Raw genomic sequence first — 23864 nt, forward strand, 5'->3', positions numbered from 1 at the left:
TTTTTTGGCACGTTTTTAGCAGACTCGGTTCCGAGGCACTGTTGATTTCGAATACGTTTTTACGACACCGGAGGTTAGTTGACATGTCCGCTGCAAATGTTCTGGCGATGATCAAAGAACAAGAAGTGAAATTTGTTGATCTTCGCTTCACTGACACCAAGGGTAAAGAACAGCACGTTTCTATCCCGTCTCACCAAGTCGACGAAGGTTTCTTCGAAGACGGCAAGATGTTCGACGGTTCTTCCATCGCCGGTTGGAAAGGCATCAACGAATCTGACATGGTTCTGATGCCCGACGCCTCTACCGCCGTCATGGACCCTTTCACCGAAGAAGCCACCCTGATCATTCGTTGTGACATTCTGGAACCCGCCACCATGCAAGGCTACGACCGCGACCCGCGCTCCATCGCCAAGCGTGCCGAAGAGTTCCTGAAGTCCAGCGGCATCGCGGACACCGTTCTGTTTGGACCGGAGCCGGAATTCTTCGTGTTTGACGACGTCCGTTTCGGCAACACCATGGGCGGTTCCTTCTTCAAGGTTGATGCCGAAGAGGCAGCCTGGAACTCCGCCACCGAATACGAAGATGGCAACAAGGGTCACCGTCCCGGCGTTAAGGGTGGTTACTTCCCGGTTGCTCCGGTGGACTCTTCCCAAGACCTGCGCTCTGCCATGTGTCTGATCCTGGAAGAAATGGGCCAAGTGGTTGAAGCTCACCACCACGAAGTGGCTACCGCTGGTCAAAACGAAATCGCCACCCGCTTCAACAGCATGACCAAGAAGGCTGATGAAGTGCAGGTGCTGAAGTACGTCATCCACAACGTGGCCCACGCTTACGGCAAGACCGTAACCTTCATGCCGAAGCCCATGTTTGGTGACAACGGTTCTGGCATGCACTGCCACCAATCTCTGGCTAAGGATGGGGTTAACCTGTTCGCCGGCGACCTGTACGGTGGTCTGTCTGAAACCGCGCTGTACTACATCGGCGGTATCATCAAGCACGCCAAGGCCATCAACGCCTTCACCAACCCGGCTACCAACTCCTACAAGCGTCTGGTACCTGGTTACGAAGCCCCGGTTATGCTGGCCTACTCTGCCCGTAACCGTTCCGCTTCCATCCGTATCCCCTTGGTACCGAGCCCGAAGGCCCGTCGTATCGAAGTTCGCTTCCCGGATCCGGCTGCCAACCCGTACCTGGCTTTCGCTGCTCAGCTGATGGCCGGTGTGGACGGCATCATCAACAAGATCCATCCGGGCGAAGCCATGGACAAGAACCTGTACGATCTGCCGCCGGAAGAAGAAGCGCTGATCCCGACCGTGTCCGGTTCTCTGGACGAGGCCCTGGCCTCTCTGGATGCCGACCGTGAGTTCCTGACCCGTGGTGGCGTCTTCTCCGACGACTTCATCGACTCCTACCTGGAGCTGAAGCAAGTTGACGTGGATCGTGTACGCATGACTCCGCACCCGGTTGAGTACGAACTGTACTACTCCGTATAAGCGGACCCAGAACTCAAAACCCGCCGTTCAGGCGGGTTTTTTTTTACCGGCTCTCCAATAATGAGACCCGTGAGCTTTTCATTCTCAAGGAGGAACCCCATGCGTCTTGCCTGGTTGCTGCTCTGCCTCGCCCTGCCCCTGCAGGCCGGTCAAACCGTCTACCGTTGGGTGGATGCCCAGGGTGTCGTCCACTACTCGGATCAGCCTCAGCCAGGAGGAGAGTCAGAAACCTTACAGCTGGCGACGCCGCCCAAGGGCAAGCCGGCACGAGCTGCCCCAGTTCAGACCAGCCGTGCCGACATGAGCCAGTCCCAGGAGCCGGCCGCCACCGCCTACACCATAGCGCTGACCAGCCCCAAGGATCAGGACACGATTCGGGATAACGAGGGCAAGATCCCCCTGAAGGCTCAAGTGCTTCCTTTTACCCCCAAGCAGGGTTTTCAGATAAAAGTGCTGCTGGATGGCCAGGAGACCAGCACGCTGACCAATCAGTTACCGGTTTCATTGAGTAATGTGGAACGCGGAGCCCATCAGATCCAGCTTCAACTTCTGGCTAAAGACGGCAAGGTACTTGCATCCTCCTCTTCCATCACCGTCTACCTGCATAAGGCGTCCGTGCTAAACCGGGCCCCTTGAGTCAATAGCGCTGGTTAACCGCACTATAACGGGTAGACTTAAAGTCCTTTTTGGTGCGTTGCATCATTTTAGGGAGATAGGTCGTGGAAACCCGTCCTGACTTGCCCAAGACCCTGCTGGATAACCTGCTGACCGCCGTGGTGCTGCTGGATACCAACATGGTGGTTCATTACGTCAACCCGGCCGCCGAGCAGCTGCTGGGTGTCAGCGCCCGCCGGCTGCTGGAGCACAACCTGGAGCAGGTGGTGGAATACCTGTCGCTGGATCTGGAGCGGCTGCGCGCCTGTCTGAAGATCGGCCAGGGCTTCACCGACAACGAAGTCACCCTGGTGGTGGAGGGCGAAGCCAAGCTGGTGGAAGTCAGCGTCATGGCGGTGTTTGAGAACCATGAACAGCTGGCCCTGATGGAGCTGCGCAAGATCGACCAGCAGAAGCGCATCAGCCAGGAGATACAGCAGCACGCCCAGCAACTGGCCGCCCGGGATCTGGTGCGCGGCCTGGCCCACGAGATCAAGAATCCCCTGGGGGGACTGCGTGGTGCCGCCCAGCTGCTGGAGAAGGCACTGCCGGAAGAGGGCCTCAAAGAGTACACAGGCATCATCATCGCCCAGGCCGACCGGCTGCGGAACCTGGTGGATCGCCTGCTGGGGCCGCAACGTCCCGGTCGCCATCAGGTACACAATGTGCACTCAGTGCTGGAACAGGTGCGCCGCCTGGTGGAGCTGGAACTGCCGCCCGGCATCAAGATAGAGCGCGACTACGACCCCAGCATCCCGGACTTCGAGATGGAGCCGGATCAGCTGCAACAGGCCTTTCTCAACATAGTGCGCAACGCCGCCGAGGCCATGGGGGATCAGGGGGCCATCCGCCTGAAGACCCGCACCGTGTTCCAGATCACCATCCATGGCAAGCGCTACCGGCTGGCGGCGGAGATCCGCATCATAGACAACGGCCCGGGAATCCCCGAGGCCATCCGTGACACCCTCTTCTACCCCATGGTGACGGGCAAGGAGGGCGGCACGGGCCTGGGACTGTCCATCGCCCAGAACCTCATCGACCAGCACAAGGGACGCATCGAGTGCGTCAGTTGGCCCGGTCACACCGAATTCTGTATTTATCTACCGCTTCGCAAGTAAGGGAATCATATGGCAGCCAAAGTCTGGATTGTGGACGATGACAGCTCTATCCGTTGGGTACTGGAGCGAGCGCTCAGCGCCGAAGGATTCGAGTGCCAGAGCTTCGAGGATGGCGAGAGCCTGCTCAGCCAGCTGGAACAGGATAGCCCCGAGGTCATACTGTCCGACATTCGCATGCCCGGCATCGACGGTCTCACCCTGCTGCAGCAGATCCAGGAGCGGCAACCGGACATGCCGGTGATCATCATGACCGCCCACTCGGATCTGGACAGCGCGGTCAATGCCTATCAAAGCGGCGCCTTCGAATACCTGCCCAAGCCATTCGACATCGACGAGGCCGTGGCCCTGGTGCACCGCGCCGAGAGTCACCTGAAGGAGCAGCGCAACAAGCGCCGGGCCAAGCTGCAGCCCTCCAGCGCCGCCCCAGAGATCATCGGCGAGGCGCCGGCCATGCAGGAGGTGTTCCGCGCCATCGGCCGGCTGGCCCGCTCCTCCATCTCTGTGCTGATCAACGGCCAGTCCGGGACCGGCAAGGAGCTGGTGGCCCATGCCCTGCACAAGCACAGTCCCCGGGCGGCCAAGCCCTTCATCGCCCTCAACATGGCGGCCATCCCGAAGGAACTCATCGAGTCTGAACTGTTCGGCCACGAGAAGGGTGCCTTCACCGGGGCCAACAACGTGCGCCACGGTCGCTTCGAGCAGGCCAATGGCGGCACCCTGTTCCTGGACGAAATCGGCGACATGCCGCTGGACGTCCAGACCCGCCTGCTGCGGGTACTGGCCGACGGCCAGTTCTACCGGGTCGGTGGTCATCAGCCGGTGCAGGTGGACGTGCGCATCATAGCCGCCACCCACCAGGATCTGGAGCAGCGGGTACACGATGGCGAGTTCCGCGAGGACTTGTTCCACCGTCTCAACGTCATCCGGGTACATCTGCCGGCCCTGCGGGAACGGCGGGAAGACATCCCCCGCCTGGCCCAGCACTTCCTGCTGCGCGCCGCCAAGGAGCTCAACGTCGAGGCCAAGCTGCTGCACCCGGACACCGAAGCCTACCTGGGCCGCCTGGCCTGGCCGGGCAACGTGCGCCAGCTGGAGAACGTCTGTCGCTGGCTGACCGTCATGGCCTCGGGACAGGAGGTGCTGGTCTCCGATCTGCCCCCCGAGCTGCTCAGCCCCAGCGAGGAGCGTCCCATCAGCAGCCGGGGCGACGAGCCCGTCTCACTGCGCTGGCAAGATCAGCTGCAGCAATGGGTGGCCCAGAAGCTGGCCCGTGGCGAGGTGGATATCCTGGGCGAAGCCCTGCCGGAGTTCGAGCGCATCATGCTGGACACAGCACTGCAGCACACCCACGGTCACAAGCAGGAGGCCGCACGCCTGCTGGGCTGGGGCCGCAACACCCTGACCCGCAAGCTCAAAGAGCTGGACATGTCATGACCCCACTGAGGCCGGCCTCACAAGCCGGCCTCATTCGTGGCGCAGTGCCAAGCCACGCCTTCCCGGCTACAATGGGCCGATTCCCCCATCCTGTTTTGGAATCGCCATGTTTGATCCCCGCCTCCCCCTCACCGATCTGCACCGCCATCTGGACGGCAACATTCGCCCGCAAACCATACTGGCACTGGGTCTGCAGCATGGCCTGAGCCTGCCCGCCAGCGAGCTGGAAGCCCTGCGCCCCCACGTACAGATCGTGGAGAAGGAAGCCAGCCTGGTGGCCTTCCTCGCCAAGCTGGACTGGGGGGTCAAGGTGCTGGCGGACTACGACGCCTGCCGCCGGGTGGCTTACGAGAATGTGGAAGATCTCAAGCTGGCCGGCATCGACTATGCCGAGTTGCGCTTCAGCCCGGGCTACATGGCCATGACCCACGGCCTAGCGCCCCAGGGGGTGGTGGAGGCCGTGATAGACGGCGTGCGGGCCGGCAGCCGGGACTTCGGCATCAAGACCAACCTCATCGGCATCATGAGCCGCACCTTTGGCCAGGCCGCCTGCCAACAGGAGCTGGACGCCTGCTTGACCCATGCCCAGGATCTGGTGGCCATGGATCTGGCCGGTGACGAGCTGGGCTTCCCCGGTCCCCTGTTCGAGTCGCATTTTCGCCAGGTACGGGATGCCGGTCTGCGCATCACGGTCCATGCCGGCGAGGCCGCCGGGGCCGACAGCATCTGGCATGCGGTGCGTGCCCTGGGGGCCGAACGTATCGGCCATGGCGTGAAAGCCATCGAAGACCCGACCCTGCTGGATTACCTGGCCGCCCGGGGAATCGGCATCGAATCCTGCCTCACCTCCAACCTGCAGACCAGCACGGTCGCCGATCTCGCCCGTCATCCCCTGCGCCAGTTCCTGGCCCACGGCATCCTGGCCTGCCTCAATACCGATGATCCGGCGGTGGAAGGCATAGACCTGCCCCACGAGTATCGGGTGGCGGCGCCGGCGGCGGGCCTCAGCGCCGAGCAGATCCGTCAGTGCCAACAGAATGGCCTGACCCTGGCCTTCCTGAGCCCAGAGGAGAAGCGCCAGCTGCAAGCACAGGCCGGCGCACGGGCCTGACGACCAGCATCACAGACGCAAAAGGCGCCATACGGCGCCTTTTTGTTTAACCCGAGGCGGGACTACTGCACCACGGAGACGGTGACCTTGCTGCCGGACTGCACCATGCGCACCCGGGCACCGGGCTGGTAGGCGGTATTGGCGCCCTGCACCACCACCACGATATCGCCGCTGTCCTTCTTGATCTCCAGCTCGGCGCCATCCACCAGATCCATGGACTCCTGGGCCTTCTTGCCCGCCGCGGCACCGGCCACGGCGCCGGCAGCGGTGGCCAGATCCTTGCCCTTGCCCGAGCCCACGGCACTGCCCAGCACGCCACCCAATACGGCACCCCCTAGGGTGCCCAGCAGGCCATCGCTCCCGGCCTGGATCTTCACCGGCCGCACCGACACCAGGGTGCCATAGACCACGGTCTGCACCTCCTTGGCTTGCCCGGCGGTATACACATCCCCGGAGTAGAGATTCTGATTGGCACATCCGGTCACCGCCAGGGCGGCCGTCATAACCCATAACAACGATTTTGCTCTTTGCATCTGCATCTTGAGACTCCTCGGCGAACAGGCCAACTCGCTGAACCTAAAGGAATGGGGGGTCGTTTGCAACCCCACTGGCGGCCCTGACAAAGTAAAGCATAGGCAAGCTTACGCCAGCCTGACTGCCGTTACGACAGGGCCTGTGCCGGCGGAATATACGCCGCCCCCAGGGAATCGGCCACCCCGGCGTGGGTGATCTGGCCGCCGTGGATGTTGAGCCCGGCCGCCAGATACGGATCCCGCCGCAGGGCCCCCAGCCCCTGGGCTGCCAACGCCAGCACGAACGGCAAGGTGGCGTGGTTCAAGGCGAAGGTAGAGGTGCGGGGCACGGCCCCCGGCATGTTGGTCACGCAATAGTGCAGCACCCGCTCCACCAGAAACACGGGATCCCCGTGGGTGGTGGGGCGAGAGGTGGCAAAACAGCCGCCCTGATCGATGGCCACGTCCACCAGAACGGCACCGGGTCGCATCCGTCCCACCAGCTCCCGGCTCACAAGCCGTGGCGTCGCCGCACCGGGCACCAGCACGCTGCCGATCACCAGATCCGCCGTCAGGCAGTGCCGCTCCACCGCCTCGGCGGTGGCAAACTCCGTCTCCAGCTGATTGCCAAACTGACGCCACAGACGGCGCAACACCGTCAGGTTGCGATCCAGCACCCGCACCCTGGCCCCCATGCCACAGGCGATCATGGCGGCATGGCTGCCCACCACGCCGCCCCCCAGGATCAGCACCTCCGCCGGCGGCACCCCGGGTACCCCACCCAGCAGCACCCCCATGCCCTGTTGGGGCTTCTCCAGATAGAAGGCGCCGGCCTGCACCGCCATGCGGCCGGCCACCTCGGACATGGGGGCCAGCAGGGGCAGGCTGCCATCGGGGGCGGTCACCGTCTCATAGGCGATGCAGCTGGCGCCGCTGGCGCACAGCGCCTGGGTCAGGGCGGGGGCCGCCGCCAGATGCAGATAGGTGAACAGCAGTTGGCCGGGACTCAGATAGTCGCACTCCTCGGGCTGGGGCTCCTTGACCTTGACCACCAGCTGGGCCTCGGCAAACAGGCTGGCAGCATCGGGCATCAAGCGGGCGCCCACAGCCCCATAGGTCGCATCGGCCATGCCGATGCCCTCCCCGGCCCCCCGCTCCACCAGCACCTCGTGGCCATGGGCCACCAGCTCACGGACCCCGGCCGGCGCCAGGCCGACCCGGTACTCCTGCGCCTTGATCTCCTTCGGAATCCCCACCCGCATACCGCAACCCTCCACACGGAGCGGCGCACCCGCCGCCGGTCATCCCCTTGGATCTAGGTGTAGCCCTTGGCGACTGGGGTCGCCAAATGGCCCGCGGTGGAAAGGCCAACGGGCTGAGGAGAGGATAAAGGCGTGGAGCAATAAACCGCCGGGGCACTTAGGCCCCGGCCGTCAGATCACCCGGGAAAACTGCTGTTGGCGGGCCCGCTGACGCAGGTAGACATCAAAGCACATGCAGATGTTGCGGATCAGCAGGCGACCGGTGGCGCTCACCTGGATGCCGTCGGCGTCCAGCGTCACCAGACCATCGGCCACGAAGGGTTGCAGCAGCGCCAGATCCTCGGCGAAGTAGTCGGCAAAGCGCAGGCCATGGCGCTCTTCTATCTCGGCAAACGCCAGGCGGAAGTTGCAGATCAGCGCCTTGATGACGTCCCGGCGAATGAGATCGTCCCGGCTCAGGGCACAGCCCTTCCACTGGGCATGGCCCAGGCTGTCCACCTGCTGGTAGTAGACCTTCAGATCCTTCTGGTTCTGGGAGTAGGCATCCCCCAGCATGCTGATGGAGGAGACCCCCAACCCCAGCAGATCGCACTCCCCCTGGGTGGTGTAGCCCTGGAAGTTGCGGTGCAGCTCGCCGCGGCGCTGGGCCTGGGCCAGCTCATCCTCCGGCAGGGCGAAGTGGTCCATGCCGATGTACTGGTAGCCCGCCTCGGTGAGGAAGGCGATGGTCTGCTGCAGCATGACCAGCTTCTGGGCCGGCGTCGGCAGCGTCTCGTCCTTGATCTTGTGCTGCCCCGGGAAACGGGCCGGCAGGTGGGCGTAGTTGAACACCGACAGGCGTCCCGGCCGCATGGCCACCACCTGCTCCAGGGTATGCAGGAAGCTCTCCGGGGTCTGCAGCGGCAGCCCGTAGATGAGATCCAGGTTGGTGGAGGCAAAGCCCAGGGCATCGGCCCGCTGCAGCATGGCGCGGATGAAGTCGTTGTCCTGCACCCGGTTCACCGCCGCCTGCACCTTGGCATCGAAGTCCTGCACCCCTATGCTCAGGCGGTTGAACCCCACCTCCTTGAGCAGATCCAGGGTATCCAGGGCGATCTCCCGCGGATCCACCTCTATGCTGATCTCCGCCGTGTCGGCGAACCGGAAGTGCCGACGCAGCAGCCCCATCAGCTGGCGGATCTCGTCGTGATTCAGATAGGTGGGCGTGCCGCCACCCCAGTGCAGCTGGGTCACGGTGCGGCCGGCAAAGCGCGGCGCCAGCTGGGCAATCTCCTTGGCCAGGTAGTCCAGATACTCGGCGGCCTTCTGGGTCTGGCGGGTGATGAGCTTGTTGCAGGCGCAGTAGTAGCACAGCATGTGGCAGAAGGGGATGTGCACATACAGCGACAGGGGCCGCGCCGGATACTGCGCAGCCGCCTGGAGGAACTGCGGATAACCGAAGCCCTCGTCAAACTCCAGGGCCGTGGGATAGGAGGTGTAGCGGGGGCCGCTGTAGTTGTACTTCTGGATGAGTGCCTCATCCCACTGGACTGGATGCACGATGCTACCTCTCAGATCTGCGGCGGCCGGCAGGCCGCCTTATTGCTTGCCGCTGTGGGGCTCGTCCCCCAGGGCATTGGGATCGAAATTGTCATCCATGAAGCGCTGCCACAGCTCCTCGCTGTGCTCGCCCGGCTCGTCGTCCTCATCCTCGTCATCCAGCCCCAGCTCGGCCATCAGCGCCTGGTGGCGGGCCAGCTGGCCATCCACCCAGTCCTGTTCCTCGCTGGTGATGGGCTGGCCTTCGTCCAGCCGATCCAGCAGACGGCTCAGGCGCTCATCGTTCTCGATGGCCAGCAGCTCCTTCTCCAGGGCGGCGGGATCCGGCTTGGCGGTGGCCGCCGGTTTGGCCTGGGGCTTGGGCTTAGGCTTGGCCGGCGCGACGGCCGGAGACAGACTCACCGGCTTGCGGGAGCCCACCCGGGGATCCTGGCCCTGGGCGCCCCGCTTGGCCTGGTCGTCATGGGCCGATTCGCCGTGCCGGCTGCCGGCCTTGAGCCCCTTGTGCTTGGCCGCGCGCTTGCGCTCGCGGGCCGCCCGGGCCTGCTCTTCAGACTCACGTTTGGGCGCCCCCTTACGGGCGGCGGGTTTGGGGCTGGTTTTCATGACGCTCTCCGAATGAATCAAGTTGACCGGCCCTGGGCCGGCGGGCCGATATTGTGCCACGAAAGGCCGAGCCACCCAAGGCATGTCCAAACTGCGGCAGGACGGCGGCCACGCTTTTGCATCCCGGCGCTTGTCAGGGCCCGGGCAAAGGGCGTTAGAATCCGGCCTTCACCCTCATCAAGCATAGGCTCGCCATGGCTCAGCGCATTCCCATCCCCCTGTATGCCCACATCCTCAACATCATCGGCTCCCTGCTGCTGGCCTGGGGCATCATAGAGCACTTCGGGCTGCTGCACCTGCTCCCCGCCGACTGGTACGTCAGCCTGGGCGGACTGGGGGTGGACACCCTGATCATCCTGCTGGGGCTGGTGTGCATCATCCCCCATCAGATGATAGTGGTGACCGCCGCCCTCAACCGGCGGCGTCGCTAAGCTGGACGCCATATCGGGCCCGGACTATTGTGGCTAGAATTTTATAACGACACTGCCCCTCAGGTGCCCTGGTGCCTGTTCCTCAAGGGATACATCATGAAAAAGAACGAGGCCGTGACCACAGAAGACATTCTGGTCAAGCTGTGTAACTCCGTCACCGAGGTGCTGGGCACCGCCAGCGGACTGGACATCAACTACTCCCCCATGGTGCAGCGCATCCACAAGACCTCCCTGAAGCCCGATCTGGGCTGCTTCGTGCTGTTCGACGGCGCCTTCTCCGGCCTGGTGGTGATCAACTTCACCGCCGCCGCCGCCATGGAGGTTTACCAGAGCTACCTGATGAGCATGGGGATCCCCCAGGAGGAGCTGGCCACCCAGCACACCTCCGACGAGGTGGGCAACGTCATGGGCGAGCTGATGAACCAGATACTGGGGGACTTCACCGGCAAGGTGAGCCAGCAGCTGCAGACCTCCATCAACCAGAGCCAGCCCAAGATGCTGACCCTCAATAAGCAGGTGCTGATCTCGGTGGACACCAACCTGGATCGGCCCCAGGCCCGCCGGGTCTCCTTCTACACCGCCCGCAACAACATCTTCTATCTGGAGCTGGCCATGGACAGGACAGAGTTCATCCAGCTCCACGAGTTCCAGCCCGAAGAGGTGGATCCGGATGCCATCCTGGCGGGTACCAGCCAGAAGGCGGCCCAGGCCAACAGCAAGCCGGACAGCTCGGAGCAGGATGACCTGCTCGCCTCCCTGGGGTTATGATGCCGAGGCCGCCGACAGGCGGCCTTTGTTTTGCCAAGGAGGCCTCATGCTCGACCCCCACACCCTGCTGCTGTTTCTCACCAGTGCCCTCTTGCTCTGCCTGGCACCGGGCCCGGACAACCTGTTCGTGCTGGGCCAGGCCATGTTGCGGGGCCCCAAGGCCGGCTACCTGGTGACCCTGGGCCTGGCCACCGGCCTCATAGTCCACACCTCCGCCGTGGCCCTGGGGGTCGCCGCCCTGTTCCAGGCCTCCGCCCTGGCCTTCACCCTGCTGAAGGTGTGTGGGGCCGCCTACCTGCTCTACCTGGCCTGGGGTGCCTGGCGCGCCGGGGCTCAGGGGCTCAGTCGCGAGCAGGTCCAACTGTCGTCCCAGGCCCTCTATCGGCGGGGCATACTGATGAACCTGACCAATCCCAAGGTCTCCATCTTCTTCCTGGCCTTCCTGCCCCAGTTCACCCAGCCAGACAATGGCCCATTGGCGCCGCAGCTGCTGCTGCTGGGCGGCCTCTTCATCCTCTGCGCCCTGCTGGTGTTCGGCCTCATCAGCCTGCTGGCCGGCCGCGTGGGCAACTGGTTTGCCCGTCAGCCCAAGGCGGAAAGCTGGATGAACCGGGTCGCCGGCACCCTGTTCGCCGGCCTGGCCCTGCGCCTGCTGGTGATCGAGCGCTAATCCCGCAGCGTCCGCCAGGCCAGCTCAATGGCCTGAAAGCGCGCCAGCTCCCCCCCGCGATCCGGGTGATGAGCCAGAGCCAGGGCCTTCCAGCGCCGACGTATGTCGGCCTGGGAGGCCGTCTCTGGCAGCTCCAGCACCGCCAGTGCCGCCAGCCTGGCCGCCGGCGCTACCCGGCGGCAGAAGGCCTGCCAGAAGCCCGCCAGCAGGGCCTCGACCTCCACCGCCTCGGTCTGCCACAGGTTTTGCCAATCCAGGTAGTAATCTCGCAGGGAATCCGGGGCCAGCAGGCCGCCATGCACCGCCCCTCCCGGCTCGATACGCAGATCCAGCGGGCTGACCGCCAGCCAGGCCCCCTGTCGGGACAAGAGCCCCTGCAGCTGGTACAGGCCGTTCATCAGCAGGAAGTTGGTGCGAAACAGGCCCAGGGCATCGCCGGCCAGTCCCTGGGGCAGCAGCCCCTCGGCCTGCAGCTGTGTCATCAGCTCATGCAGCTTGCAGGGTCCCGCCGCCGCTTGCAGTCGGGCCAGCAGGGGCAGCAACAGGGGATTATCGTCGGCAAAGGACGGGACGGGCGGGCACACGGGACGATCCACTGGCGGCTGAGTCATGCTATTATGTTCGGCTGCCGGGCGCGACGGCGTCAACCAGCCCGGCCCTCCTTTGACCGACCACGGGGAACTTCACCTTGGAAAACCAGACCCTGAACTTTCAAAAGGTCCACTTTGTGACCAGTGCCCCGGATATCCGGCACCTGCCGGATGACGACGGGGTGGAAGTGGCCTTTGCAGGGCGCTCCAATGCCGGCAAGTCCTCCGCCCTCAACGCCCTCACCGGTCAACGCCAGCTGGCGCGCACCAGTAAGACCCCGGGCCGCACCCAGCTGATCAACCTGTTCGAGCTGGAACCGGGCAAGCGCCTGGTGGATCTGCCCGGCTACGGCTATGCCCAGGTGCCGGAGGAGATGAAGCGCAAGTGGCAGGCCTCCTTGTCCGAATACCTGCAGAAGCGTGACTCCCTCAAGGGGTTGGTGCTGCTGATGGACATCCGCCACCCGCTGAAGGACACCGACACCCAGCTGCTGGAGTGGGCCACCGCCAACGGCATCAAGGTGCTGGCACTGCTGACCAAGTGTGACAAGTTCAACCCGGGCCCGCGCAAGAATATCGTCCAGCAGGTGCGCCGTCAGGTGGCCGAGTTTGGCGGTGAGGTGCAGGTGGAGGCCTTCTCTTCCTTGAAAGGCATAGGTGTTGAGCTGGTGAGCCAGGTGCTGAGCCGCTGGTACCTGGAGCAGGATATCGAAACCCAGCAAGACGACGACCTCGTCGACCCCGCCTGATCCCCGCCACGTCACTCCGCTTGCCGGGCACTCGCCCATAAAAAAACCCCGGTGCAAACGCATCGGGGCAGCTAGTTTAAGCTCTCACACTAGGTGAAAAATTAAAGGTCTGATTGATAGAACATCTTACCTCTATACCCTACGCGACCCATCTTACCAAGGCAGCCGGGACTGAAAAGATCCTGAAAACGGTTTATTTCTCTTTATTTTTCCATAACTTGATTGAGACCATTTTCATGGCGCCGACAAACGGCAGGCAAAAAAAAAGACCCCACACAAGGCGGGGTCAACAAAATGGTCCAATTTCCATATAACTGGTTAGTCAGGGGTTTCGAGAAAAAGTTCCCAGACCATCATAAATTTTGTCAGTGGGCCTGATCCCAGTTATCTCCCACCCCGATCCCCACCTCCAGCGGCACATCCAGACTGGCCGCCTCCCCCATCAACTGGCGGATCATCGGCAGACAGGCGTCCACCCGATCCTCCTGCACCTCGAACACCAGTTCATCGTGCACCTGCATCAGCATGCGGATGCTGCCGGCGGGCTGCTGTGCTATCCAGTCCGCCAGCTTGAGCATGGCGCGCTTGATGATGTCCGCCGCCGTGCCCTGCATGGGGGCGTTGATGGCCGCCCGCTCCGCCGCCTTGCGCAGCCCCTGGTTGCGGGCCTTGATGTCCGGCAGATAGAGGCGCCGGCCGAACAGTGTCTCCACGTAGCCCTGCTCCTCTGCCTGCTGGCGGGTGCGCTCCATGTAGGTGAGCACCCCGGGATAGCGGGCAAAGTAGCTGTCCATGTAGTGCTGGGCCTCGCCCCGCAGAATGCCCAGCTGCTTGGCCAGGCCGAAGGCGCTCATGCCGTAGATGAGGCCGAAGTTGATGGCCTTGGCGTTGCGGCGCTGATCGCTGGTCACCTGCTCCGGGCTCACCCCCATCACCTCGGCGGCGGTGGCGCGATGGATGTCTTGGCCCGCGGCAAAGGCCTTCAGCAGTCCCTCGTCCCCGGACAGATGCGCCATGATACGCAGCTCGATCTGGGAGTAATCCGCCGCCACCAGCTTGTAGCCCGCCGCCGGCACGAAGGCCTGACGGATGCGCCGCCCCTCCTCGGTGCGGATGGGGATGTTCTGCAGGTTGGGATCGGAGGAGGAGAGCCGCCCGGTGGCGGTCACCGCCTGATGATAAGAGGTGTGCAGCCGGCCGGTGGCGGGGTTGATCATCAGGGGCAGCTTGTCGGTGTAGGTGGACTTGAGCTTGGCCAGGGAGCGATGCTCCAGCAGCAGCCGCGGTAGCTCGTAGTTCTCCGCCAGCTCCACCAGCACCTCTTCGGCGGTGGAGGGCGCCCCCTTGGGGGTTTTCTTCAGCACCGGCAGGCCCAGCTTGGTGTAGAGCACCTCCCCCAGCTGCTTGGTGGAAGAGAGGTTGAAGGGCTCGCCGGCCAGCAGGTGCGCCTGGGCTTCCAGCTCCTTGAGCCGGGCCGCCAGCTGCAGGCTCTGCTCACCCAGCCGCTGGCTGTCGATCCGCGCCCCGGTGAGCTCCATGTCCGCCAACACGCCGATGAGCGGCAGCTCTGTGGTGGTGAACAGCTCGGAGAGCTTGGGCTCGGCCTCAAGGCGCGGCCACAGGGTCTGGTGCAGCCGCAGGGTGATGTCGGCATCCTCGGCGGCGTAGGGGGCGGCCTTCTCCAGCTCGATCTGGTTGAAGGTCAGCTGCTTGACCCCCTTGCCGGCGATCTCCTCGAAGGTGGTGGTCTTGTGGCCCAGGTACTTGTCCGCCAGATCGTCCATGTTGTGCCGGGTGGCGGTGGCATCCAGCACATAGGACTCCAGCATGGTGTCGAAGGCGATGCCCCGCAGATCGATGCCGTGGTTCTGCAGCACGTTGCGGTCGAACTTGAGGTTCTGGCCCACCTTGGGTCGGGCCGGATCCTCCAGCAGCGGCTTGAGCTGGCCCAGCACCCAGTCGCGGTCCAGCTGAGCCGGCGCCCCCAGATAGTCGTGGGCCAGGGGCACATAGGCCGCCTGCCCCGCCTCAATGGCAAAGGAGACGCCGACGATCTTCGCCTGCATGTAGTCCAGGCCGTCGGTCTCGGTATCGAAGGCAAACAGGGGCGCGGCCTGCAAGCGGGCCAGCCAGTCGGCGAAGGCCGCCTCTGTGAGTATGGTCTGATAGTCCAGCTCGGCGGGTGCGTCCGGCAACTCGGCCTGGCTCGCGGCCTTGGCCGCCACGGCACCGCCCAGCTCCTCGATCAGCCCCTTGAACTCCAGCTCGCCATACAGGGCCTGCAAGGCGGCCAGATCCGGCGCCGGCCGGCCGATATCGGCGATGCCCAGGGGCAGCTCAACATCCGTCTTGATGGTGGCCAGGGTGCGGGAGAGGCGGATGATCTCCAGGTGCTCGCGGAACTTGTCGGCAAAGGTCTTGCTACCGCGAAAGCCCAGGGCCGCCACCTGCTCCAGGTTGGCCGCCACCACCTCGATATCCCCCAGGCCGCTCAGCAGGGCCACCGCCGTCTTGGGACCGACGCCGGGCATGCCGGGGATGTTGTCGCTGCTGTCCCCCATCAGGGCCAGGTAGTCGATGATGAGCTCGGGGGGCACGCCGAAGCGATCCACCACCCCCTGACGATCCGTGGTCTCCCCCTTCATGGTGTCGATCAGGGTGACATGTTCGGACACCAGCTGGGCCATGTCCTTGTCCCCCGTGCTGATCAGGGTATCGATCCGCTGCTGGGTGGCCTGGCAGGCCAGGGTGCCGATGACGTCGTCCGCCTCCACCCCGTCGATGATCAGCAGGGGCAGCCCCATGGCCTGGACGATGGCGTGGATGGGGGCCACCTGTGCCCGCAGGTCGTCCGGCATGGGGGGACGATGGGCCTTGTAGTCGGCATACAGGTCGTTGCGGAAGCTCTTGCCCTTGGCATCGAACACCACGGCCACCGGGGATTCCGGGTATTGCTTGAGCAGGCTGCGCAGCATGTTGGTCATCAGCCGGGCGGCGCCGGTGGGGCGGCCGTCGGCGGTGCGCAGGTTGGCCTGCTGGGAGGCAAAGAAGGCGCGATAGAGGTAGGACGATCCGTCCACCAGTATGAGGGGAGCAGCGGTTGTCATGACGAGGATCCTGCAACTGACGAGGTGGCGCTAAGGATGCCACAGGGCGGGGGATGAACCAAGGGAACGCCTGTGCATAACGAACAAAAGCTGTGGATATCTCTGTTGAAGACAGGGGCCATCGCTGGCGTCACAAGGGCGACGTCAGTCAACTTCTTTGATAATAAGTCTTAAACTACAAGGACTTAGATAGTGAACGCTAACTGCGCTCTTCCGTCAGGCGCCGACACGAAAATGTGGACAACCTTTCGGGGGGAGACGGTGTGGCGTGCCACAAACCGTCCTGTTTGGCTCTGCCCTGAGGCAGAGGCCATATTTTGCACGACCCCGATACCGGCGACGTGCGACAGATCACAAGGCTGACATCCTGCTGTAAAAAACATCAGCTAGCCAGAGACAGACTCGACTGGCCCAGCAACCGGCGACTGAGATAGCGCAGCAGCACCCCGTAGGCCGGTACAAACAACCCTAAGCTAATCAACAGCTTGATGCCGTAATCCACGGTGGCTATCTCCGGCCAGTGCCGGGCCATGAAGGGATCCGAGCTGTGCCAGAAGGCGATGCCGAAGAAGGCCAGGGTATCCAGCAGATTGCCCACAAGGGTGGACGCCGCCGGCGCCGCCCACCACCAGCGCAGCTGGCGCAGGCGGTTGAAGATGGAGACATCCAGGATCTGCCCCAGCAGGTAGGCCATGAAGCTGGCGCAGGCGATGCGCGCCACGAAGGGATTGGGCGCCAGCAACTGGGACCATCCCTGGAACTGCCCCTGCATAAACAGCACCCCCAGCAAATAGGAGAGCAGCAGGGACGGCAACATGACCGTCAATATGATGCGCCGTGCCAGCGCCGCGCCAAACAGGCGAACCGTCAGATCCGTCGCCAGGAAGGTGAACGGAAAGCTGAAGGCCCCCCAGGTGGTGTGCAGCCCAAACAGGCTGATGGGCAGTTGCACCAGGTAATTACTGGCGGCAATCACAGCCACGTGGAACAAAGCCAGACGAATGAGCGCCGTCCGGTAGGGCGCGGAGATAACAGGCAGCATATTGTGTCCTTTTTGATGTGCAATCCGATGGGGTGAGGGAACCCATCTGCCCGCTGGAAGCAGGCAAGGCGGCGCATTATACGCAGTTTAGGAGAGGCGGCAAGGATCAATCGGGATCCGGCGGATCATCCCGCTCTCCCCGCCGTTGACAAGGCCGGCGCCAGCCGGGATCCTTGGCAGCTTAATCAGGGAGGATCCCATGACGTATCTGTTTGTTGCCTGTGGTGGCGCGATTGGCGCCTGTCTGCGTTTTAGTCTCACCGAACTGATGGCCAGCCTGCTGGGCCGCGCCTTTCCCTACGGCACCCTGAGCGTCAACCTGCTGGGCTCCCTCATCATGGGCCTGATGATAGGCGCGGTCCAGCAGGGCTATATCGAAGCCCAGCCCTGGCGCCCCCTCGTCATGGTGGGGCTGCTGGGGGCGCTAACCACCTTCTCCTCCTTCTCCCTGGACACCCTGGTGCTGCTGCAGCAGGGGGCCTGGCTCAAGGGGGCGCTCAACGTGCTGGTCAACGTCTGCCTGTGCCTCAGCCTCACCTGGCTGGGCATGCAGTGGATGATCAACCGCGGCTAGATCCCCTCACCCCCCTTTTGCGGTAAACTCGGTCGATTTCGCAAGAACCATGGATGTAGGTATGACAGAAGCAACCACCCACTTCGGCTTTACCCAGGTGGCCGAAGGAGAAAAAGAGGCCCTGGTGGCCGGCGTGTTCCACTCGGTGGCCGCCAAGTATGATCTGATGAACGATCTGATGTCCTTCGGCATTCACCGCCTGTGGAAGCGCTTTGCCATCGACTGCGCCGGCGTGCGCCCCGGTCACAAGGTGCTGGATCTGGCCGGCGGCACCGGGGATCTCACCGCCCGCTTCTCCCGCATGGTGGGGGACAAGGGCGAGGTGGTGCTGGCCGACATCAACGACTCCATGCTCAAGGTGGGCCGCGACAAGCTGCGCAACCTGGGGCTGGTGAACAACATCCGTTACGTGCAGGCCAACGCCGAGGCCCTGCCCTTCCCGGACAACCAGTTCGATCTCATCACCATCAGCTTCGGCCTGCGCAACGTCACCCACAAGGAAGCCGCCCTGGCCTCCATGTTCCGGGTGCTCAAGCCCGGTGGCCGCCTGCTGGTGCTGGAGTTCTCCAAGCCCACCCAGCCGCTGATGAGCAAGGTCTACGATCTCTACTCCTTCAACGTGCTGCCGCGCATCGGCCAGCTGGTGACCAAGGATGGCGACAGCTATAAGTACTTGGCTGAGTCCATCCGCATGCACCCGGATCAGGAGACCCTCAAGGGCATGATGGAAAACGTCGGCTTCGAGGAGGTCAGCTACTACAACCTGACCCAGGGCGTGGTCGCCCTGCACCGCGGCTACAAGTTCTAAACGAGGAATCCCATGCCCCTGCCCAGCCTGCTGCTCGCCACCCTGGAAACGGCCATCAACCGCCTGCTGGCCCTGGATCCCGCCAGCCGGGCCCGGGGTGAGCACCTGACCGGCAAGCGGGTGCAGATCCGGCTGCGGGAGTGGCCCACCCCGGTATGGCTGCTGTTCAGCCCGGGCCGGGTGGACTGCCTGGGCCGCTATGAAGGCGAGCCGGATGCCAGCCTCACTCTCTCCCTGGCAGCCCTGCCGCTGCTCAAGGATCCCGGCCAGCTGACCCGCTACATCCGCGAGGAGAAGCTGGACATCAGCGGCGATCCCGGCCTCATCAACGCCGTGGCCGTGCTGTTTGGTCGGCTGGAGATCGACTGGGAGGAGCAGCTGTCCCACTACACGGGTGACGTGCTGGCCCACGGCCTGTGCCGTGGCCTGCGCCAGCTGCATCAGGGGGCCAGCCGCCAGCTGGAACTGCTGCGCCAGGATCTGGCCGAATACGTCACCGAAGAGGCCCGGCTGGCACCGGGACCGCTGGAGGTGGCGGCCTTCTGCGACGACGTGGACGCCCTGCGCCGCCGCTTCGAGCAGACCCAGCTGAGAGTGGAGCGCCTGCTGCATCGGGTGGCGCCATGAGGCCGGCGGAGCTGCTGCGGGCCTACCGCATCGGCGCCGTGCTGCTGCGCCACGGCCTGGATGAGCTGATCCCCCGTGCCCTGCGCCCCTGGCCGGTGCGCCTGCTGCGCCACAGCCTGTTCTGGCTGGGCAACCGCCACAAGGACAAGTCCCGCGCCACCCGCCTGCGGCTGGCTCTGGAGGCCCTGGGCCCTGTGTTCATCAAGTTCGGCCAGATGCTCTCCACCCGCCGGGATCTGCTGCCGCGGGATCTGGCCGACGAGCTGGCCCTGCTGCAGGACAGGGTGCCCCCCTTTCCCGGCGAGGCGGCCCGCGATCGCATCGAGGCCAGCCTGAAGCAGCCCATTGAGGCGCTGTTCGACGAATTCGACATCACCCCCTTGGCCTCCGCCTCGGTGGCCCAGGTGCACACAGCCCGCCTCAAGAGCACGGGCGAGGAAGTGGTGCTCAAGGTGATCCGGCCGGATATCCGCCCGGTCATCGACGCCGACCTGCGGCTGATGGCCACCCTGGCCGGCGGCGTGGCCTGGCTGTTCCCCCGCAACCGGCTGCGGCCGGTGGAAGTGGTGGTGGAATACCGCAAGACCCTGGAGGCCGAACTCAACCTGATGAGCGAGGCGGCCAACGCCATCCAGCTGCGCCGCAACTTCGAGGGCTCCCCCGAGCTGTACGTGCCCAGGGTCTACACGGATCTGTGCCGGCCGGATCTGCTGGTGATGGAGCGCATCTACGGCATCCCGGTTTCCGACAAGGCGGCCCTGGAGGCCAACGGCACCAACCTCAAGCTGCTGGCCGAGCGGGGGGTGCGGGTCTTCTTCACCCAGGTGTTCCGCGACAGCTTCTTCCACGCCGACATGCACCCGGGCAACGTCTTCGTCTCCTACCTGCATCCCGAGGATCCCCAGTGGATCGGCATCGACTGCGGCATCGTCGGCACCCTCAACCGGGAGGACAAGCGCTACCTGGCGGAGAACTTCCTGGCCTTCTTCAACCGCGACTACCGCAAGGTAGCCGAGCTGCATGTGGCCTCCGGCTGGGTACCGCCCGAGACCAAGGTGGAGGAGTTCGAGGCCGCCATCCGCACCGTGCTGGAACCCATCTTCGCCAAGCCGCTGGCGGAGATCTCCTTCGGTCAGGTGCTGCTCAACCTGTTCAACACGGCCCGCCGCTTCCACATGCAGGTGCAGCCCCAACTGGTGCTGCTGCAGAAGACCCTGCTGTACGTGGAAGGCCTGGGCCGCCAGCTCTACCCCCAGCTGGATCTGTGGCAGACCGCCAAGCCCTTCCTGGAACAGTGGCTGCGCCAGCAGATCGGCCCCCAGGCCGCCTGGACCACCATCAAGGAAAAGGCGCCTTTTTGGGCGGAGAAGCTGCCCCAGCTCCCCGACATGCTTTACGATGTGCTGCAACAGGCCCAACGCCAGCAGCACCAGTTCGACCGCCTCTACCGGCAGTTCCACCACCAGCAGCAACGCCAGAGCCGTAACCGCCTCTGGCTGGTGCTGGGCACCAGTCTGCTGCTGGCCGGCGTGCTGTTATTGAACAGCCCCAACGCCGCCTGGGCCCCCTGGAGCCTGGCCGCCGCGGCCGTCAGCTGGCTGCAGGCCTGGCGCAGCAGCCGCCCGGGCGCCTAGATCTCGGTGACCCCGAGCGCATAGACAAGGACAGATCATGAATTTTGGCATAACAGAACTGCTGCTCATCGCCCTCATCGTGTTTCTGCTGTTCGGCAGCAAGAAGCTGCGCGGCCTGGGGGGCGATCTGGGTACCGCCCTCAAAGACTTCAAGCGCGCCATGAAGGGTGAAGAGAAGGGCGACGAGAAAGACGCCGGCAAGTCCGACGATCATAACGACCCGCAACCGCCCAAGGCCTAAGCCATGTTTGATATCGGCTTCTGGGAGCTGGCCCTGGTGGCCGTCATCGGCCTGCTGGTGCTGGGCCCGGAACGGCTGCCGGCGGCGGTGCGCCTGGTGGCCCGCTGGCTGCATACCGCCCGCAGCACCTTGAACAACGTCAAGCAGGAGCTGGACCGGGAGCTGCAGATCTCCGAGCTGCAGCAGCAGCTCAAAGAGGCCCAGTCCCTGCAACCGCCTCACACCGACCAGCGTCCGCCGGAAGAGGACGACCCCGAGGCCGCCGAGGATGCCGCCATGGCCCAGCTGCGGGCCGAAGATCCCCAGGCATCCGACCAACCGGCCGATCCCCAGGAGCACAAACCCTCATGAGCCAGGAAGCACTGCCGCTCATCGCCCACCTGGTGGAGCTGCGCCGTCGTCTGCTGCGAGCCCTGGCCGTGGTGGGTGGCCTGTTTCTCGCCCTGTTCGCCTTCGCCAACGACATCTACCACTTCCTGGCGGCCCCCCTGCTGGCGGCCCTGCCCCAGGGCGGCACCATGATCGCCACCGGGGTGGCCACCCCCTTCTTCATCCCCATGAAGCTGACCCTGTTCGTGGCCTTCTTCCTGGCCATCCCCTGGGTGCTCTACCAGATCTGGGCCTTCGTGGCGCCGGGCCTCTACAAGCATGAGCGCCGGCTGATCCTGCCGCTGGTCATCTCCAGCGCCCTGCTGTTCTACCTGGGGCTGGCCTTCGCCTACTACGCCGTCTTCCCGGTGATCTTCGGCTTCTTCAGCGCCACGGCCCCCGAGGGGGTGACGGTGGCCACCGACATCGCCAACTACCTGGACTTCGTGCTGGCCCTGTTCTTCGCCTTCGGCCTGGTGTTCGAGATCCCGGTGGCCATGATCTTGCTGTGCCGCAGCGGCGTGATTGCCCCCGACCAGCTGGCCCGTCAGCGCCCCTATGTCATCGTCGGCGCCTTCGTCGTCGGCATGCTGCTGACCCCGCCGGACGTGCTCTCCCAGACCCTGCTGGCCATTCCCATCTGCCTGCTGTTCGAGCTGGGGCTCTGGCTGGGCCGGCTGACGCCGCCGCCCCAGGATCCCGAGGACGCCGACCGTGATTGATATCGGCGTCAACCTGACCAGCGAACAGTTTGCCGGCGACGAGGCAATCGTGGTGGCCGAGGCCCAGGCCGCCGGCGTTCACCGCCTGCTGCTCACCGGCACGGATCTGGCCGACAGCCAGGCGGCCGCCGAGCTGGCCGCCCGCTGGCCCGGCGTCTGCTACAGCACAGCCGGGGTCCATCCCCACGATGCCAAGTCGGTGGGCGATGGCTGGATCACCCAGCTTGAACGCCTGCACTCTCTGCCCCAGGTGGTGGCGGTGGGAGAGTGCGGCCTGGATTTTAACCGCGACTTCTCGCCCCGGCCGGTGCAGGAGGCGGTGTTCGACGCCCAGCTGGCCCTGGCGGCCCGCCTTAAGCGGCCGCTGTTCATGCACTGCCGGGATGCCCATGACCGCTTCGCCGCCCTGCTCTCCCCCTGGCGATCGCAGCTGACGGGCGGCGTGCTGCACTGCTTCACCGGCAGCCGGGCCGAGCTGGAACAGTGCCTGGCGCTGGACTTGCACATCGGCATCACCGGCTGGATCTGCGACGAGCGCCGTGGTCAGAGCCTGCGGGAGCTGGTCCCCCTGATCCCCGCCGGCCGCCTGCTGATCGAGACCGATGCCCCCTATCTCATCCCGCGGGATCTCAGCCCCAAACCCAAGAGCCGGCGCAACAGCCCGGCCCACCTGCCCCACATCGCCGCCACGGTGGCGGCCCTGCGGGGCGAATCCCTGGACGCCTTGCTAGCCCACACCAGCGCCGCCGCCCGGGCCCTGTTCCAACTTGACGAGGTGATGTCATGACCCAGTATGTCCACAGCCCCTTCCCCGCCCGGCGGCCGCGCCGCCTGCGGGCCCACGACTTCAGCCGCCGCCTGGTGCGCGAGCAGGTACTGACGGTGGATGACCTCATCTATCCGGTGTTTGTGCTGGAAGGGGAAAACCGCCGGGAGCCGGTGGCCAGCATGCCGGGGGTGGAGCGGCTGAGCCTGGATCTGCTGCTGGTCGAGGCCGGCGAGCTGGTGGCCTTGGGCATCCCCGCCATCGCCCTGTTCCCCGTGGTGGGTCAGCATGCCAAGAGCGACACCGCCGAAGCCGCCTGGGACGACCAGGGCCTGGTGCCCACAGTCGTGCGGGCCCTCAAGGCCGCCTATCCCCAGCTGGGGGTCATCACGGACGTGGCGCTGGATCCTTACACCAGCCACGGCCAGGACGGCCTGCTGGATGACACCGGCTACGTGCTGAACGAAGCCACCACAGATGCCCTGGTGCGCCAGGCCCTGTGCCACGCCCGTGCCGGCGTGGACGTGGTGGCGCCGTCGGACATGATGGACGGCCGCATCGCCGCCATCCGCCAGGCCCTGGAGGATCAGGGCTTCATCAACACCCAGATACTGGCCTACTCCGCCAAGTACGCCTCCAACTACTACGGTCCGTTCCGCGATGCGGTGGGCTCGGCCGCCAACCTGGGCAAGGCCAGCAAGGAGACCTACCAGATGGATCCGGGCAACGGCGACGAGGCTCTGCTGGAGGTGGGCATGGACTTGGCCGAAGGCGCCGACATGGTGATGGTCAAGCCCGGCATGCCCTACCTGGACGTGGTGCGCCGGGTGAAGGAGCAGTACGGCGTGCCCACCTTCGCCTATCAGGTGAGCGGCGAATACGCCATGCACATGGCCGCCATCCAAAATGGCTGGCTGAAGGAGCGCGAGTGCATCCTGGAATCCCTGCTCTGCTTCAAGCGGGCCGGGGCCGACGGCATCCTCACCTACTTCGCCAAGCGGGTGGCCCAGTGGCTGCAGGCGCCCAAGGCCTAAGCC

25 protein-coding genes are annotated in these 23864 nt (G+C 64.6%); 18 read left to right on the forward strand and 7 right to left on the reverse strand.

All coding sequences use genetic code 11. The features are described 5' to 3' along the window. Positions 1-83: 83 nt before the first annotated feature. The 5 genes from glnA to add all read left to right on the forward strand — a co-directional run bounded on the left by glnA (position 84) and on the right by add (position 5810). Entirely contained in the window at positions 84-1493 is a 1410-nt protein-coding gene (gene glnA, locus ABHF91_RS16210) for a glutamate--ammonia ligase (RefSeq protein WP_409421265.1), read from the forward strand. A 99-nt stretch (positions 1494-1592) separates the two neighbouring features. Then, positions 1593-2129, forward strand: a complete 537-nt coding sequence (locus ABHF91_RS16215) for a DUF4124 domain-containing protein (protein WP_409421266.1) — start codon at positions 1593-1595, stop codon at positions 2127-2129. Between the two features lie 83 nt (positions 2130-2212). Beyond that, the gene (gene glnL / locus ABHF91_RS16220) at positions 2213-3265 is read left to right on the forward strand and encodes a nitrogen regulation protein NR(II) (RefSeq protein WP_409421267.1); all 1053 of its coding nucleotides are present in this window, start codon (positions 2213-2215) and stop codon (positions 3263-3265) included. A 9-nt stretch (positions 3266-3274) separates the two neighbouring features. Further along, positions 3275-4699 (forward strand): nitrogen regulation protein NR(I), encoded by a 1425-nt coding sequence (glnG, locus tag ABHF91_RS16225; protein ID WP_409421268.1) that lies wholly within the window; start codon positions 3275-3277, stop codon positions 4697-4699. 106 nt (positions 4700-4805) lie between these two features. After that, positions 4806-5810 carry an adenosine deaminase gene (add, locus tag ABHF91_RS16230; RefSeq protein ID WP_409421269.1) on the forward strand — a complete coding sequence of 335 codons (1005 nt, stop codon included), beginning with the start codon at positions 4806-4808 and terminating at the stop codon, positions 5808-5810. 62 nt (positions 5811-5872) lie between these two features. On the opposite strand, the gene ABHF91_RS16235 is transcribed toward add, so the two are convergent. From ABHF91_RS16235 to yihI, 4 genes are all read right to left on the reverse strand, one after another. Next, positions 5873-6343 carry a glycine zipper 2TM domain-containing protein gene (locus tag ABHF91_RS16235; RefSeq protein ID WP_409423144.1) on the reverse strand — a complete coding sequence of 157 codons (471 nt, stop codon included), beginning with the start codon at positions 6341-6343 and terminating at the stop codon, positions 5873-5875. Positions 6344-6471: 128 nt separating this feature from the next. Next, positions 6472-7584 (reverse strand): alanine dehydrogenase, encoded by a 1113-nt coding sequence (gene ald / locus ABHF91_RS16240; protein WP_409421270.1) that lies wholly within the window; start codon positions 7582-7584, stop codon positions 6472-6474. A 171-nt stretch (positions 7585-7755) separates the two neighbouring features. Beyond that, the gene (hemN, locus tag ABHF91_RS16245) at positions 7756-9123 is read right to left on the reverse strand and encodes an oxygen-independent coproporphyrinogen III oxidase (RefSeq protein WP_409421271.1); all 1368 of its coding nucleotides are present in this window, start codon (positions 9121-9123) and stop codon (positions 7756-7758) included. Between the two features lie 39 nt (positions 9124-9162). After that, the gene (gene yihI, locus ABHF91_RS16250) at positions 9163-9729 is read right to left on the reverse strand and encodes a Der GTPase-activating protein YihI (RefSeq protein WP_409421272.1); all 567 of its coding nucleotides are present in this window, start codon (positions 9727-9729) and stop codon (positions 9163-9165) included. A gap of 194 nt (positions 9730-9923) precedes the next feature. On the opposite strand from yihI, the gene ABHF91_RS16255 reads away from it, so the two are divergent. The 3 genes from ABHF91_RS16255 (at position 9924) to ABHF91_RS16265 (ending at position 11598) form a co-directional block, all read left to right on the forward strand. After that, entirely contained in the window at positions 9924-10160 is a 237-nt protein-coding gene (locus ABHF91_RS16255) for a hypothetical protein (protein WP_409421273.1), read from the forward strand. 96 nt (positions 10161-10256) lie between these two features. Next, positions 10257-10928 (forward strand): DUF3334 family protein, encoded by a 672-nt coding sequence (locus ABHF91_RS16260; protein ID WP_409421274.1) that lies wholly within the window; start codon positions 10257-10259, stop codon positions 10926-10928. Positions 10929-10974: 46 nt separating this feature from the next. Further along, positions 10975-11598 (forward strand): LysE family translocator, encoded by a 624-nt coding sequence (locus ABHF91_RS16265; RefSeq protein ID WP_409421275.1) that lies wholly within the window; start codon positions 10975-10977, stop codon positions 11596-11598. Here the strand turns inward: ABHF91_RS16265 and ABHF91_RS16270 are convergent. Next, positions 11595-12182 (reverse strand): DNA-J related domain-containing protein, encoded by a 588-nt coding sequence (locus tag ABHF91_RS16270; protein ID WP_409421276.1) that lies wholly within the window; start codon positions 12180-12182, stop codon positions 11595-11597. The genes ABHF91_RS16265 and ABHF91_RS16270 overlap by 4 nt on opposite strands. A gap of 104 nt (positions 12183-12286) precedes the next feature. On the opposite strand from ABHF91_RS16270, the gene yihA reads away from it, so the two are divergent. Continuing rightward, a complete protein-coding gene (yihA, locus tag ABHF91_RS16275) occupies positions 12287-12937 on the forward strand; it encodes a ribosome biogenesis GTP-binding protein YihA/YsxC (RefSeq protein ID WP_409421277.1) in 651 nt (216 codons plus the stop codon). Between the two features lie 365 nt (positions 12938-13302). Here the strand turns inward: yihA and polA are convergent, their stop codons facing one another. After that, entirely contained in the window at positions 13303-16044 is a 2742-nt protein-coding gene (polA, locus tag ABHF91_RS16280) for a DNA polymerase I (protein ID WP_409421278.1), read from the reverse strand. 382 nt (positions 16045-16426) lie between these two features. Then, positions 16427-17083 carry a 7-cyano-7-deazaguanine/7-aminomethyl-7-deazaguanine transporter gene (locus tag ABHF91_RS16285; RefSeq protein ID WP_409423145.1) on the reverse strand — a complete coding sequence of 219 codons (657 nt, stop codon included), beginning with the start codon at positions 17081-17083 and terminating at the stop codon, positions 16427-16429. A 202-nt stretch (positions 17084-17285) separates the two neighbouring features. Here ABHF91_RS16285 and crcB point away from each other — a divergent pair, with 202 nt between their 5' ends. From crcB to hemB, 9 genes are all read left to right on the forward strand, one after another. Beyond that, positions 17286-17660 carry a fluoride efflux transporter CrcB gene (gene crcB, locus ABHF91_RS16290; RefSeq protein ID WP_409421279.1) on the forward strand — a complete coding sequence of 125 codons (375 nt, stop codon included), beginning with the start codon at positions 17286-17288 and terminating at the stop codon, positions 17658-17660. A 61-nt stretch (positions 17661-17721) separates the two neighbouring features. Continuing rightward, entirely contained in the window at positions 17722-18468 is a 747-nt protein-coding gene (gene ubiE / locus ABHF91_RS16295; protein ID WP_409421280.1) for a bifunctional demethylmenaquinone methyltransferase/2-methoxy-6-polyprenyl-1,4-benzoquinol methylase UbiE, read from the forward strand. 12 nt (positions 18469-18480) lie between these two features. Next, positions 18481-19095 carry an SCP2 domain-containing protein gene (locus ABHF91_RS16300; RefSeq protein WP_409421281.1) on the forward strand — a complete coding sequence of 205 codons (615 nt, stop codon included), beginning with the start codon at positions 18481-18483 and terminating at the stop codon, positions 19093-19095. After that, positions 19092-20729 carry a ubiquinone biosynthesis regulatory protein kinase UbiB gene (gene ubiB / locus ABHF91_RS16305; protein ID WP_409421282.1) on the forward strand — a complete coding sequence of 546 codons (1638 nt, stop codon included), beginning with the start codon at positions 19092-19094 and terminating at the stop codon, positions 20727-20729. The genes ABHF91_RS16300 and ubiB overlap by 4 nt, the downstream gene beginning before the upstream one ends. Positions 20730-20766: 37 nt before the next feature. Beyond that, entirely contained in the window at positions 20767-20970 is a 204-nt protein-coding gene (tatA, locus tag ABHF91_RS16310) for a twin-arginine translocase TatA/TatE family subunit (RefSeq protein WP_409421283.1), read from the forward strand. 3 nt (positions 20971-20973) lie between these two features. Further along, positions 20974-21321 (forward strand): Sec-independent protein translocase protein TatB, encoded by a 348-nt coding sequence (gene tatB / locus ABHF91_RS16315; protein WP_409421284.1) that lies wholly within the window; start codon positions 20974-20976, stop codon positions 21319-21321. Then, positions 21318-22061, forward strand: a complete 744-nt coding sequence (gene tatC / locus ABHF91_RS16320) for a twin-arginine translocase subunit TatC (protein ID WP_409421285.1) — start codon at positions 21318-21320, stop codon at positions 22059-22061. Before tatB ends, tatC begins: the two co-directional genes overlap by 4 nt. Continuing rightward, on the forward strand, positions 22054-22848 hold the full coding sequence (locus ABHF91_RS16325; protein ID WP_409421286.1) for a TatD family hydrolase: 795 nt from the start codon (positions 22054-22056) through the stop codon (positions 22846-22848). Before tatC ends, ABHF91_RS16325 begins: the two co-directional genes overlap by 8 nt. Then, complete coding sequence (hemB, locus tag ABHF91_RS16330; RefSeq protein WP_409421287.1) at positions 22845-23861, forward strand: porphobilinogen synthase; 1017 nt, start codon at positions 22845-22847, stop codon at positions 23859-23861. Before ABHF91_RS16325 ends, hemB begins: the two co-directional genes overlap by 4 nt. Positions 23862-23864 lie beyond the last annotated feature (3 nt).

The sequence above is a fragment of the Pseudaeromonas aegiceratis genome, assembly GCF_046254905.1.
Classification (GTDB): domain Bacteria; phylum Pseudomonadota; class Gammaproteobacteria; order Enterobacterales; family Aeromonadaceae; genus Pseudaeromonas; species Pseudaeromonas aegiceratis.